Source organism: Marinobacter lipolyticus, from assembly GCF_018424605.1.
Lineage (GTDB): Bacteria > Pseudomonadota > Gammaproteobacteria > Pseudomonadales > Oleiphilaceae > Marinobacter > Marinobacter lipolyticus_B.
Genome location: NZ_QTKT01000001.1, coordinates 187,428 through 199,859, shown reverse-complemented (window position 1 = coordinate 199,859; position 12,432 = coordinate 187,428). Strand labels below are relative to the sequence as shown.

The 12,432-nt window shown below is 59.1% G+C and carries 10 protein-coding genes; all 10 read right to left on the bottom strand.

Annotated elements, in window-relative coordinates; translation table 11 throughout:
* Positions 1-27 precede the first annotated feature (27 nt).
* The 10 genes from purF to DYI22_RS00820 all read right to left on the bottom strand — a co-directional run bounded on the left by purF (position 28) and on the right by DYI22_RS00820 (position 12,275).
* Positions 28-1,551: an amidophosphoribosyltransferase gene (gene purF, locus DYI22_RS00865; RefSeq protein ID WP_213476141.1), complete on the bottom strand. Its 1,524-nt coding sequence runs from the start codon at positions 1,549-1,551 to the stop codon at positions 28-30.
* 35 nt (positions 1,552-1,586) lie between these two features.
* Entirely contained in the window at positions 1,587-2,156 is a 570-nt protein-coding gene (locus DYI22_RS00860) for a CvpA family protein (RefSeq protein WP_213476140.1), read from the bottom strand.
* Positions 2,157-2,250: 94 nt separating this feature from the next.
* On the bottom strand, positions 2,251-2,913 hold the full coding sequence (locus DYI22_RS00855) for an SPOR domain-containing protein (RefSeq protein WP_213476139.1): 663 nt from the start codon (positions 2,911-2,913) through the stop codon (positions 2,251-2,253).
* 111 nt (positions 2,914-3,024) lie between these two features.
* Positions 3,025-4,350 carry a bifunctional tetrahydrofolate synthase/dihydrofolate synthase gene (gene folC, locus DYI22_RS00850; RefSeq protein ID WP_213476138.1) on the bottom strand — a complete coding sequence of 442 codons (1,326 nt, stop codon included), beginning with the start codon at positions 4,348-4,350 and terminating at the stop codon, positions 3,025-3,027.
* On the bottom strand, positions 4,334-5,260 hold the full coding sequence (gene accD / locus DYI22_RS00845) for an acetyl-CoA carboxylase, carboxyltransferase subunit beta (protein WP_213476137.1): 927 nt from the start codon (positions 5,258-5,260) through the stop codon (positions 4,334-4,336). The genes folC and accD overlap by 17 nt, the downstream gene beginning before the upstream one ends.
* A 46-nt stretch (positions 5,261-5,306) precedes the next feature.
* On the bottom strand, positions 5,307-6,119 hold the full coding sequence (gene trpA, locus DYI22_RS00840; protein WP_213476136.1) for a tryptophan synthase subunit alpha: 813 nt from the start codon (positions 6,117-6,119) through the stop codon (positions 5,307-5,309).
* Positions 6,120-6,157: 38 nt separating this feature from the next.
* Positions 6,158-7,372 (bottom strand): tryptophan synthase subunit beta, encoded by a 1,215-nt coding sequence (gene trpB, locus DYI22_RS00835; RefSeq protein ID WP_228300722.1) that lies wholly within the window; start codon positions 7,370-7,372, stop codon positions 6,158-6,160.
* Positions 7,359-7,988, bottom strand: coding sequence for a phosphoribosylanthranilate isomerase (locus DYI22_RS00830; protein WP_213476134.1), 630 nt, complete (start codon positions 7,986-7,988; stop codon positions 7,359-7,361). Before DYI22_RS00830 ends, trpB begins: the two co-directional genes overlap by 14 nt.
* 11 nt (positions 7,989-7,999) lie before the next feature.
* A complete protein-coding gene (truA, locus tag DYI22_RS00825) occupies positions 8,000-8,893 on the bottom strand; it encodes a tRNA pseudouridine(38-40) synthase TruA (RefSeq protein ID WP_213476133.1) in 894 nt (297 codons plus the stop codon).
* A gap of 97 nt (positions 8,894-8,990) precedes the next feature.
* A complete protein-coding gene (locus tag DYI22_RS00820; RefSeq protein ID WP_213476132.1) occupies positions 8,991-12,275 on the bottom strand; it encodes a FimV/HubP family polar landmark protein in 3,285 nt (1,094 codons plus the stop codon).
* Positions 12,276-12,432: the final 157 nt, after the last annotated feature.

Sequence of the window (12,432 nt, the reverse complement as noted above, 5' to 3'; positions counted from 1 at the left end):
ACGCTCCTGAAACTGGCCACCTGCCGTTTAATCTTCATCGTTGTACAGGTCAATGATGCCGTTGTCGGCCGAGTCCACATTACCACCCTCAAACCGGTTCTCCTCGTTACGCAGGGCCTCCAGCCGGTTGAGGTAGGCCTCGTCCACATCGCCGGTGACGTAGTTGCCGGTAAATACCGAGCATTCCCAGCCTTCAATGTCCGGGTTAACGTCATTGACGCAGGTGATGAGATCCTCCAGATCCTGATAGAGCAGCCAGTCGGCGCCAATCAGATCACGGATCTGCTCCACCGAACGGTCGTGGGCGATCAGTTCGCTGGCCGAGGGCATATCGATGCCATACACGTTGGGGTAGCGAACCGGGGGCGCAGCGGAGGCAAAATAGACTTTGCGGGCGCCGGCATCCCGGGCCATCTGCACGATTTCCTGGCAGGTGGTGCCGCGCACAATGGAGTCATCCACCAGCATGACGTTCTTGCCACGGAACTCCAGATCAATGGGGTTCAGCTTCTGGCGAACCGATTTCTTCCGCATTTTCTGACCCGGCATGATAAACGTCCGGCCGATGTAGCGATTCTTGATGAACCCTTCGCGGAATTTCACACCCAGCAGATGGGCCATCTGCATGGCGGATGTCCGGCTGGTGTCGGGAATCGGCATGACCACATCGATATCGTGGTCCGGCCACTCTCGCAGCACTTTCTCCGCCAGCGTTTCCCCCATCCGCAGCCGCGCCTTGTAGACGGATACCTTGTCAATGATTGAATCAGGACGGGCGAAATACACGTGCTCGAAGATACAGGGGTACAGATGCGGTTTCTCTGAGCATTGCTCGGTGTAAAGCGTGCCGTCGGTTTCGATATAAACGGCTTCGCCCGGCGCAATATCCCGCACCAGAGTAAAGCCGGCCGCGCTCAGGGCAACGCTTTCCGAGGCAATCATGTACTCCTTGCCCTCGTCGGTTTCACGGACGCCGTAACAGGCCGGACGAATGCCATTGGGATCGCGGAAGCCGACGATGCCGTAACCGGTGATCATGGCGATGACCGCGTAGGCGCCACGGCAGCGTTGATGAACCGCCCGCACCGCGGAGAAGATTTCGTCTTTGGTAGGGTCCAGTTTGCCCAGCTTCTGAAGTTCGTGAGCAAACACGTTCAGCAACACTTCTGAATCGGAGTTGGTGTTGATGTGGCGGAGATCGGTGCGGAACAGATCCTTGCTCAGGTCGTCCGCATTGGTCAGGTTGCCGTTGTGAGCGAGCGTGATGCCATAGGGGCTGTTGACGTAAAACGGCTGCGCCTCCGCCGAGCTTGAGCTACCGGCGGTCGGGTAACGCACGTGCCCAATTCCGACATTACCCACCAGACGACGCATGTGCCGGGTACGAAACACGTCCCGCACCAGGCCGTTGTCCTTGCGCAGAAAAAACCGATCATCCTGAAAAGTAACAATACCCGCCGCGTCCTGGCCCCGGTGCTGTAATACGGTCAGCGCATCGTAGAGCGACTGATTTACGTTGGAAGTACTGACTACGCCGACAATGCCACACATGGATACGGTTATCTCCGAAGCGTTAAAACTGAATGTTAGCGGGACACGGAACCGGGTTCCATGCCTTCTTGCTGTTGCGGGTCCGCAGAACCGGCGGGGTTCTCACCTGCCGGTCCCAGAAACCGGGCAAATTCATCCCCCAGGGTGCGTCTGGACCAGTCTTCGACGACTGCCAGCCTGTTGATCATGACCGAGCTCTGCCACCAGGTATCCTGGGCGAGCGGCGTATACCGGGTGAACGCAATCCCGACGATGACGACCACCACGCCGCGGAGCAGCCCGAACCCCATACCCAGCACGCGATCCGTGGCGGAGAGCCCGGTTGCCTTGACCAGGTGACCAATCATGTTGTTGATGATGGCGCCTACAATCAGCGTGCCGAAAAACAGAATGGCGAACGCTGCAATCAGGCGGACCATCGGCGTTTCGACAGTGCTTTCCAGCAACGCCTGCATCTGGGGGTGAAAGGTTCGCGCAATGATGAACGCGCCAACCCAGGTGACCAGAGACAGGGCCTCTCTGACAAAACCCCGTTTGAGGCTGATAAGAGTGGATACAGTGATTAGGGCAATGATGACCCAGTCAATCCAGATCAGCGCTTCCATGAAAAACCCGGTGGTAATATTGAAGCGCGAATTCTAACAGGAAACGCACGCGCACCAAACTGCCGGTTTGGCACAAAGAGAATGACGCGGTGATCTACTTACCGCCACTGGTAACCAGGCTGTTGAGCCCGAACTCCCGATCGAGAGACTTTTTGGCGCGCTCAGCTTCGGCTTTTTCGGCGAACGGGCCGCTGAAGACCCGGGTCAGAGTCGTATCGCCGCGCTGAATTTCCTGCAGATGGGAGCTGTAGCCGGTATCCCGAACCTTGTTGCGAAGATTGCGGGCATTCTCCGCACTGCCGAAGCTGCCAAGCTGCACCACCCAGGCGCCTTCCAGTGCGCCGGTGTACTCAGCGGGATCACTTTCGTCTTCGTCAGCGGCGGTTACTTCCGGTTCATCGCGGGGCTGCGGCTTTTGCTCGGGCTCGGCAACAACTGGCTGAGCTGCCGGCTCGGGCTCTTCGGACGCAGATTCATTCCGGTCCACGGTTGTTTCGGAGGGTGCAGGTTGCGGGGATTCTGACTGCATTGAACTCGAAGAGGTTTGTGGCTCTTCCGGCTCCTCCAGGCGGTAGGCCGGGGCATCGTTCACCTCCGGCGCTGGAGCATCCACTTCGGGAAAAGGCGGCTCCTCGGGAATTTTGATGGAGCTGGAGGTTCGTTCAGAGTGGGGCTCATCAAACAGCATGGGTACAAAAATGACTGCCAGCGACACCAACACCAGTGCACCGATGATTCTCTGTTTCAATCCGTCCACGTTCTGATATCCCCTGTTTTAATACCGTGTGGCCATGATAGTGACAACCAAGCCAGATACTAACTGCCCTCTAGCGAGAACTCAAAGCCCCCGTCGGGCCATGACCAAACTTTAAGCCGGCTCGCCCCCGGCGCCCTGCTTTCCCAGCAGCCGCTGTCGTGCTTCGGCCACGGTAAAAAAGGATCCGAAAGCGATCACCACATCGTCCGGGCTTGCCTGATCAAGGGCCGCCGCCAGCGCTTCCGACACGGTTGGGTATGCCTGGGGCGGTGAGGATGAGACCAGGGACTCCATTCGCTGTTTCAGTTGGTCATTACTCAGCCCCCGGGGAACATCAAGTCCGCCCAGGAACCACTCGTCGACCGTCGGCGCCATTGCGCGGACAACGCCCTCAACGTCCTTGTCGGCCAGTGCGCCGTACACCGCCAGCACACGCCCCTGGCCGGAACGCACGGTTGCCAGCCGTGTAGCCAGCCAGCGTGCGGCATGGGGGTTATGGCCCACATCCACGTAGACTGCCGGGGTACCCCGGACTTTCTCAAACCGGCCTGGAATTCCAACCTCAGCGATGATCTGAGAGATAACCGCCAGAGGAACATCCGGCTCCAGTTCACGAAACGCGACCGCAGCCGCGGCCACGCTATTGAGCGGCAGCGGGGTGGCAGCCGGTATGAAAACGGATCCGCCGTCAGACAACTCCAGCCAATGGTCACCGCCTTCGGGCCTGAGCTGATAATCCTCACCCAGTCGCTTCAGGTGCACCCGCTGAGCATGAACCTGCTGAAGCACCGAACGTGGTGGGTCAATATCCGCGTAGACCGCAAAGATTCCCGGCCGTAGTATCCCGGCCTTTTCGAACCCGATCACTTCGCGGTTATCGCCAAGAAACGCCACGTGATCAATGTCCACCGAGGTGATGATGGCAACGTCCGGATCCAGCACATTCACCGCATCCAGGCGACCACCCAGCCCCACTTCCAGCACCCAGTCTTGCACACCGGCTTTGGCAAGCACCACAAACGCTGCCAGGGTCCCGAACTCGAAATAGGTCAGCGAGGTGTTGCGGCGGGCCGCCTCTACTTCCACGAAGGCCTCGATCAACGCCTCGTCGCCGACATCCCGCCCGTTTACCCGGATCCGCTCGTTGTAATCCTGCAGGTGTGGCGACGTATAGGCCCCGACGGTGCGTCCGTGGGCCCGCAGCAACGCGTCCAGGCACGCCACTGCACTGCCCTTGCCATTGGTGCCGGCAACGGTAATCACCCGGGCTGAGGGTTTGCGTGGAAACAATCGGCGCAACACCAGCAGCACACGGTCCAGGCCGAGGTCAATTTCCGAGGGGTGAATGGATTCCAGGTAAGTCAGCCACTGATCCAGTGTGGCTCCGGCACCCGGGGCTTGCGGGTGCCGGGCAGTGCCTTCAGGTTTCAGAGACATCGCTTTCCGGTCTTTCCGTCACTTCGAACTCGATCGGTGCCTCGGTGGCCGGCTTTTCCTGGCCGGTGAACTTGGCAAGGACATGGGTGATGCGCTCTCGCATCTGATGACGGTGCAGGATCATGTCAATGGCACCATGCTCCAGCAGAAACTCACTGCGCTGAAATCCTTCCGGGAGCTTCTCGCGAACCGTCTGTTCAATAACCCTCGGGCCGGCGAAGCCGATCAGGGCATTCGGCTCGGCAATATTGAGATCACCGAGCATGGCCAGGCTTGCCGACACACCCCCGAATACCGGATCGGTCATCACCGAAATGTAGGGAATGCCTTCCTGCTTCATGCGCTCGAGCACGGCGGCTGTCTTGGACATCTGCATCAGCGAGAGTATCGCTTCCTGCATGCGCGCACCGCCACTGGCAGCAAAGCACACCAGCGGAATCCGCTCTTCGAGACAAACGTTGGCAGCACGCACGAATTTCTCGCCTACCACCTGGCCCATGGAGCCACCCAGAAAGTTGAACTCGAACGCGCAGGCGACCAGCGGAAGGCCCAGCGTGGTGCCTTTCATCGCCACCAGTGCGTCTTTTTCGCCAGTACTCTTCTGCGCGTGGGACAGGCGATCCTTGTAACGCTTGCTGTCCTTGAACTTCAGGCGATCCCAGGGTTCCAGCTCAGCGGCGATTTCCTCGCGACCGTCCTCGTCGAGGAAAATCGCGAGACGCCGCCGGGCATCTACCCTCAGGTGGTGATTGCATTTGGGGCAGACATCCAGGTTTTTCTCAAGCTCCGGCTTGTAGAGAAACGCGCCGCATTTCGGGCACTTCTTCCACAAGCCCTCCGGTACACCAGTACGCTGCTTGGATTCCGAACGAATTTTGCTCGGCATGATTTTGTCCAGCCAGTTACTCATGATCTCATCCTATCCTTTGATGCCTGCCCGCCCGGCCAACCTGTGTTCAGGACGCCAGGCCGTCCAGTGCTTCACGCATTGGGTGGAGCAAATCTGTCAGCGCCCGCTTGAGCTGATCAGAATCTGCCTGATTTCGGGCTATTGTATCGACCAGCACGCTGCCAACAATTACACCATCGGATACCCGGCCTATGGCCGCTGCGGTTTCAGCATCACGAATGCCGAAGCCAACTCCTACCGGGAGTGCCGTGATCTCATGAATATGAGCCACCTTGGCAGCCACTTCATCCACGTTTATCTTGCCAGCCCCCGTAATACCCTTAACTGAAACATAGTACACATAACCGGAAGAGTGCTCGCTAATTGAACGAATCCGGTCATCCGTAGTGGTGGGAGCCAGCAGAAAAATGGCGTCAAGATTGCGGGCGGTGAACAGCGGGGCCACTTCGTCGGCCTCTTCCGGGGGCAGATCGACCGTCAGTATGCCGTCGACACCCGCATCGGCGGCTGCGTCGGCAAACGCCTCATAGCCCATGGCTTCCATCGGGTTCAGGTAGCCCATCAGCACCACTGGCGTGGAATCGTTGGTGCTGCGGAATTCCTTGATCATGGCAATGACCTGGCGCAACGAGGTGCCATGCTTCAGTGCCCGTTCACAGGCCAGCTGGATAACCGGCCCGTCTGCCATTGGGTCCGAGAAAGGTACACCCAGCTCAATGATATCGGCGCCCGCCTCCACCAGAGTGTGCATCAGTTCGACGGTCTGGTCCGGGTGAGGATCACCCGCGGTGATATAGGGTATCAAGGCCTTGCGTCCCTGCCCTTTCAGGGTTTTCAGTACCCCTTCAATTCGACTCATGCCTGCTCCTGTTTCCTGTGCTGCTTACCTGCCATTGATCAGGCCTCAATGCCATCCAGCTGTGCGATGGTATGAATGTCCTTGTCGCCACGGCCGGAGATGTTGATAACAATAACCTGGTCCTTATCCATGGTGGGGGCCAGTTTAAGCGCGTAAGCCACTGCGTGCGCGGTTTCCAGCGCCGGCATGATGCCCTCCACCCGGGTCAGCTTGCGGAACCCGTCCAGCGCTTCGTCATCGGTTACAGACACGTACTGCGCACGACCGATGTCCTTTAACCAGCTATGTTCCGGACCCACGCCCGGGTAATCCAGGCCGGCGCTGACCGAATGGGTTCCGGCAATCTGACCGTTCTCGTCCTCCATCAGGTAGGTCCGGTTGCCGTGGAGTACGCCCGGACGGCCGGCGCACAGGGGCGCCGCATGCTGACCGGAGTCAATACCGAGACCACCAGCCTCAACACCGTACATCTGCACCGATTCATCGGTCAGGAACGGATAGAACATGCCAATGGCGTTGGAGCCTCCCCCCACGCAGGCAACCAGGGCGTCCGGCAGCCGGCCGGCCTGGGCCAGGGACTGCTCCCGGGTTTCACGACCGATCACCGACTGGAAATCGCGAACCAGCAACGGATAGGGATGCGGGCCGGCGACAGTACCAATGATGTAGAAGGTATCATCAACATTCGACACCCAGTCTCGCATGGCATCGTTCATAGCGTCTTTGAGGGTTTTGGTACCACTCTGGACGGCGTGCACTTCCGCACCCAACAGTTTCATCCGATAGACGTTGAGCGACTGACGCTTGACGTCTTCCGCGCCCATGAACACGTGACACTCAAGGCCGAGCCGTGCGCAGACCGTTGCCGTTGCCACACCGTGCTGACCCGCGCCGGTTTCCGCAATCACCCGCTTCTTGCCCAGAAAACTGGCCAGCAATGCCTGGCCAATGGTGTTGTTCACCTTATGGGCGCCGGTGTGGTTGAGATCTTCCCGTTTCAACCAGATCTGCGCTCCGCCGGTTTCGCGGGTCAGTCGCTCAGCGAAATAGAGAGGGCTGGGGCGCCCGACGTAGTGCGCCAGATCTTCATCGAAGGTTCTCTGGAATTCCGGATCCTTTTTCAGCCGGAGGTACTCTTTCTCCAGCGTCATCAGTGAATCCATCAGGGTTTCCGACACGAACCGGCCGCCGTAGGCACCGAAGTGACCCCGTGCATCCGGAAGTGCGCTCAGCATTTCTTCAGTCAGTTTCATCGACACGGTGAACCTCGTTAATAAAGTCGGAAATTTTTGCGCGGTCTTTCACGCCCTTGCTACGTTCAACACCACCACTGACATCAACCGCCCATGGCCTGACCTGCTCTACGGCGCTGGCAACGTTATCAGAAGCCAGGCCGCCGGCCAATATCAGAGGCATCGGCCGCTCAGCGGGAATCAGCGCCCAGTTAAAGGACTTGCCAGTACCACCATAACGCTCGGGATCCCAGGCATCCACAAGCAGACCACTGGCGCCCCGATACTGCTCAAAAGCCTTTTCGATGTCACCCGCCTGACGAACCCTCACTGCCTTGATCCAGCGCTTGCCGAAACTGGCGCAGAAGTCCGCAGTCTCGTCGCCATGGAACTGAAGCAGGTCCAGAGGCACCGTCGCGATCACCTCTTCAACCCAGTCCCGTTCGGGATTGACGAACAACGCCGTTGCCCCCACGAAACAGGGTGTCACCGCCACCAGAGCCGCTGCGTCCCGGGGGGAGACATAGCGCGGGCTCGGCTCGTAGAACACGAAGCCCAGAGCGTCCGCGCCCGCCTCTGCGGCAGCGCGGGCATCTTCCGGGCGAGTGATTCCACAGATTTTGACTCGGGTTCTCATAGGCCTAAAGATCAGTTGGGTCGATGGGTCCAGCTCGGCGGCCTGGGGGCATTACAATCACGTTCAAACCACGGACGGACAAAGCCCGGGCCACACAGAGCTGACGGAATCTGAAAACGATCGGGATATCCGACGTCCACCAGATACAGGCCGAACGGCGGCGCGGTGACACCCGCCACCTTGCGATCCCTGGCCTCCAGTATCTCACGAATCCATGATACCGGACGCTCGCCGTTGCCAACGGCCATCAGCGCACCTGCTATGTTCCTCACCATGTGGTGGAGAAAAGCGTTGGCCTGCACATCAATTACGACAAAGTCGCCCTTTCGGCTTACCGTCACATGCTCCATGAAACGGTGCGGCGAGCGGGACTGGCAGCCGGCCGCCCGAAACGAGGAAAAATCATGTTCCCCGCACAGGTCCTGGGCCGCCTCGTTCATCCGCTCCGCGTCCAGGGGCCGGAAGGTCCAGCTTACCTGCCCGCGTTGTATCCCTGGCCGTACAGGACTGTTGTAGATCACATATCGATAACGGCGATAGGTTGCCGAAAAACGGGCGTGAAAATCGCCCACGCCATTTCCGGCCCAATGCACGGCAATGTCATCCGGCAGCGCGGTGTTGATACCCATCACCCAGGAACGGAGGTTTCTGACGGCCGGGGTATCGAAATGCACTACCTGGTAACCGGCATGAACGCCCGCATCGGTACGACCCGCACACACCAGGTCGACAGGCTGGTTGGCCACCCGCGACACAGCCCGGGTAAGCTCGGCTTCGACGGAGCGGACGCCCGACTTTTGCAGTTGCCAGCCATGAAAGGATCGGCCGTCATACTCCAGAGCCAGTACGACGCGACCATCGCCGATGGCATTATCTGTGGTGAGTGCTAGCGCGTTAAGGAACAAGTGACAATCCGACTGACCGTGGAAACAAAACGCCGGCTCTGGCCGGGAATTACCCGGGAGCCGGCGCTGTGGATGCGATGAGCCTGATTATAACGAATCAGGACAGATTTTTAAGAAGATCCTGCGCTTCTGCCTTCTGCTCATCATTTCCTTCCAGGGACACCTCTTCGAGAATATCCTTGGCACCGTCAACATCGCCCATTTCGATGTACGCTCTTGCGAGATCGAGTTTGGTGGCAGCTTCGTCGGTACCGGCGAGGAAATCGAAGTCATCGTCATCGCCCAGATCGGACTCATCAATATCATCGACAGCCGATTGGCGGGCACTCTTGTCGAGCGCATCTGAGGCCAGCGGAGGCTCAGCGATTTCTTCGTCCTGATCCGAGGCCTCGTCAGCCAGATCCGGCAGCTCTTCCTCAAGGCCTTCGACGGCTGACAGATCCTCGGCTTCGGCAGAAAGCTCTTCCGGCGATTCGCTGCTCTCATCCTTCAGTGCATCTTCCAGATCCAGCTCCTCGTCGAGATCCGGACCGACGGCTTCCTGTGCTTCCGGATTGGCAGAATCACCCGAGTCGGCGAACTCCTCCATCAGCGCCAGGTCTTCATCGGATACGTCGAGCTCGAGATCGTCCAGGGATGAGCCTTCGCCTTCCGCAGAAACGTTGTCTGCGTCCTCTCCAGCCACCTTGTCGAGTTCGGCATCCAGTTCATCCAGGAAGGACTCATCAAGATCACCGAGGTCCTCGTCGGATTCCGCGAGTGCCTCACCTGACAACGCCTCGCCCTTCGCGTCGCCATTGTCCTCTGTGGCCAGGTCGCTCTCTGTCTCCAGATCGTCAAAACCTTCGAGCGACAGCTCGTCGGCCAGGTCTTCTTCCGCCTCGCCTGTGCTGGTTTCAGAATCGGAGGCAAGATCGCTCTCGTCGAAATCGAAACTGAGATCGTCCTCTTCCGGCTCGGCAGCTTTCGAATCAGAATCCGCTGCCGGGGCTTCGGACGCTTCTTCCGTGCTTTCCGTTTCCAGGCCTGACAGATCGTATTCGATCATGTCGCTGTCAGCGGATTCCTCACCAGCGTCCGGTTCAGACTTCTCCTCGGTGGCGGTATCCCCAAGGTCAAACTCCGAGAAATCAGTCTCGAACGTTTCCTCGGAGGAACTCGCCTCGCTGGTTTCGAACTGGTCTGAGAGGCTTTCATCAGTCAGATGGCTTTCGGCCTGATCGGTCGACTCAGACGCCGACGTTTCCTGACCAAAGGAATCCGAGCGCAGCTGAGACTCCAGATCATCGATACTGGGCATCGCCTCTGCTTCGTCCAGACGATCACGCAACACGTTGGCTTCGGCCATCGCCTGCTCATCATCCAGCGCCTCTATCTCGCTGTACTGTTTCTCGAAGGAGGCCCGATCCTGGGTATCGGCGTACACGCCCAGCAGTTTCAGACGCAGATCCGTGCGGCTCGGTTCCCGCGAGATCGCAGCTTCCAGGGTTTCGACCGCCTTATCGGTCTGACCATAGGCAATGTAGGTTTCTGCCTCGGCCAGAGGTTCATCGGCGGACGCCTCCCCTGCTTCGCTCTCTTCCAGATCCAGGTCAAAAGAATCAGAGGTGTCGTCACCCTCGGCGTTCAGTTGCTCATAGAACGCCTTCTCGCGGTTGGCGCTGCGGCGTGCCAGCAGCAAAAGAATCAACAACAACAGGACAAGGCCACCGCCCAGTGCAATCTGGTACATCGGATTGTTGGTGATGGCATCGATGACGTTACCAGGGAAGCCTTTGTCCTGTTGCTGGGCCGGTGTTGCAGGTTGCGCTGCAACCGGCGCGGGTTCAGGCTGTTCCTCAGCTTCCGGCTCCGGCGCGTCGCTGGTTTCCTCAGAGGCTGAGTCAGCGATTGCCTCCTCGCCAGCTGTAGCGTCAGCGTCGGCTACGGGTTCAGCGCCAGATTCCACATCCGCCTCAGCTCCCGTCTCAGCAACGGAAACGTCCTCACCCTCAACGGCCGGCTCGCCGCTCTCACCTTCCTGCTGCGCCGCATCGGCAGCCTGGTCGCCTTCCGCCTGCGCAACGTCCGATGGCTCGCCGGCTTCATCGGCCTCAAGCGATGTATCCGGCTCTGCAACGGCGGTTTCCTGATCAGCAGACCCGCCTGCCTGTTCAGCAGACTCACCTTGCGAGGCCGCGGATTCTTCTCCAGCAAGCTGCGCCTCAGTTCCGGCCTCTTCAGACTCCGGCATTTCGGCCTCAGGTGTATCCTGATCGCCCATTTGCTGCATTTCGGCCAGCTGGTTGTCTTTCAGCTCCAGCAGGCGCTGCAACGTTTCCACCTGATCCTGCAAGTCTTCAACGCGGCTATTCAGTTCCTGGTTTTCACGGCGCGCGCTGTCGAGCTCTTCCATCGCGACCGCGGAACCCGCATCTGCGCCGCCTGCGGTCTGGCCATCGCCACCGGCGGAGCCACCCTCATCGCTTGTGCGGCTGCCGGCGTCGTCGGCGGCAATCAGGCGCAGCTCATCGCCACCGGCACTTCCGGCGTCACGCTCGGGAGCGTCCGGCGCTGCCGTTTCTGTTGCGTCGACGGTACGGCGGGGGCTGGCAATGGCTTCGTTCTGAGCAGCAACCTGACGGTTCGCTTCCGCCGCACTGCGAGTGCGAATCTGATCAAGCTCCGGAATTCGCAGCACCTCACCGCGTTTCAGGCGATTGATGTTGCCATCCATGAAGGCATCGGGGTTCAGGTCCTGGATCGCGAGCATAACCTGCTGCATGGAGACCGAGCTGTCCGGACGCACGCTGGCTGCAATCTGCCACAACGTATCAGAGGCATTGGTTGGACCAAAGGTTCGCGGACCGCTATCGGAACGCGAAGCAACCCCGGCATCGGCTGGGCGCTGCGCACTGCGTGCCGGCTGCTGACGGGACTCCGGCGCCGGCTCAGAACGGGTTGCGGGGGCGGCTACGCGCTCCTCCATCCCCGATTCCTCGGCGTAAACCGGCGGGTCAACCAGCACAGCGTATTCGCGCATCAGACGCCCGCTGGGCCACGTGACTTCCAGAAGGAAATTCAGGTACGGCTCACGAAGGGGTTCTCTCGAGGAAACGTTGACAATCAGGCTGCCATCGCGGCTGGTTGTCACCTCGAACTGAAGCTTGGTAAGGAATTGGTTACGGTCGATACCGACCCGTTGATAATCGTTCTCTGAGGCGATATTGACGAACACATCGCCCGGCTCTACCCCCTGGCTTTTGCGCAGGTTGATCTCTGCGTCCAGAGGCTCATTGAGATAGGACTGCAATTCAATTTCACCCAGCCCCAGGGCCTGTGCGACACCGGAACCGAGCCCTCCCGCCAGAGCCAGGGCAACCGCAAGCTTGCGTACCTTCATGCTTTTTCCTTACCAGTCTCCGTTATTCGTTACTGCTTTTTCAAACAGAATCGGACGAGGTTGGATGACTTCCGTCTGGTTTTCTATAGTTATTATGTAATCTTTTTAATATTCAGTGGGCCAAGTATTGTTGATAAAGCCCGCTTTATCAATCAAT

Coding starts and splice junctions, on each gene's coding strand:
- purF (WP_213476141.1), bottom strand. CDS start 1,551: ATGTGTGGCATTGTCGGCGTAGTCAGTACTTCCAACGTAAATCAGTCG.
- DYI22_RS00860 (WP_213476140.1), bottom strand. CDS start 2,156: ATGGAAGCGCTGATCTGGATTGACTGGGTCATCATTGCCCTAATCACT.
- folC (WP_213476138.1), bottom strand. CDS start 4,350: ATGTCTCTGAAACCTGAAGGCACTGCCCGGCACCCGCAAGCCCCGGGT.
- accD (WP_213476137.1), bottom strand. CDS start 5,260: ATGAGTAACTGGCTGGACAAAATCATGCCGAGCAAAATTCGTTCGGAA.
- trpA (WP_213476136.1), bottom strand. CDS start 6,119: ATGAGTCGAATTGAAGGGGTACTGAAAACCCTGAAAGGGCAGGGACGC.
- trpB (WP_228300722.1), bottom strand. CDS start 7,372: ATGAAACTGACTGAAGAAATGCTGAGCGCACTTCCGGATGCACGGGGT.
- DYI22_RS00830 (WP_213476134.1), bottom strand. CDS start 7,988: ATGAGAACCCGAGTCAAAATCTGTGGAATCACTCGCCCGGAAGATGCC.
- DYI22_RS00820 (WP_213476132.1), bottom strand. CDS start 12,275: ATGAAGGTACGCAAGCTTGCGGTTGCCCTGGCTCTGGCGGGAGGGCTC.